Consider the following 514-nt stretch of genomic DNA (forward strand, 5'->3'; position numbering starts at 1 on the left):
GAGTGCATACTTTCGGTAATCAACTGAGTGAGTTCGTCGGCGCCTCTCTGGCGTAGGGCGTGTAGTTCTTGCGCCGTTTCCAGCGCCAGACGATGGTGTTCAACGACCAACTGGCTCAGCGATTCCAGCGAACCGGCGCTATCATCCAGCAGGCGCTGTTCTTCCAGCATAGCCTGATAGAAGGCGGGGAGTTCTTCCGGGGCGATCTGATGTTTACGCGCCAGCGCAATCTGCCGGGAAATACGCTGTTCCAGCTCGAACAGGCGGTTAGGGTCGAGATCGAGACGGTCATTATAGTGGCGTAGCTCATCGGTCGCTTCGCTGAGCTGAATAGCGGCTTCTTCCAGCATATCGAGCACGCCGGAGAGTTTGCTGTCCATGCCGACCAGCTCGCCGACCAGCTGTTTAGCGGTATAGAGTTGGCTTTGTAGGTTAGCCTCTTCGCCGTCCGCCAGCACCGTTAAGGCATGCTGGCAGGTACTGAGTAACTGGCCACTGTTGGCCAGACGCTTGT

The 514-nt window shown here is 57.2% G+C and carries 1 protein-coding gene; it reads right to left on the minus strand.

Annotated features, from left to right (window positions below):
- Window positions 1-514: hypothetical protein (locus tag AACX88_RS17610; RefSeq protein ID WP_339394148.1), on the minus strand; the 514-nt coding region annotated here is incomplete at both ends.

Origin of the sequence: Brevibacterium metallidurans, assembly GCF_037101285.1 — a bacterium.
GTDB classification, from domain to species: Bacteria; Actinomycetota; Actinomycetes; order Actinomycetales; family Brevibacteriaceae; genus Brevibacterium; species Brevibacterium metallidurans.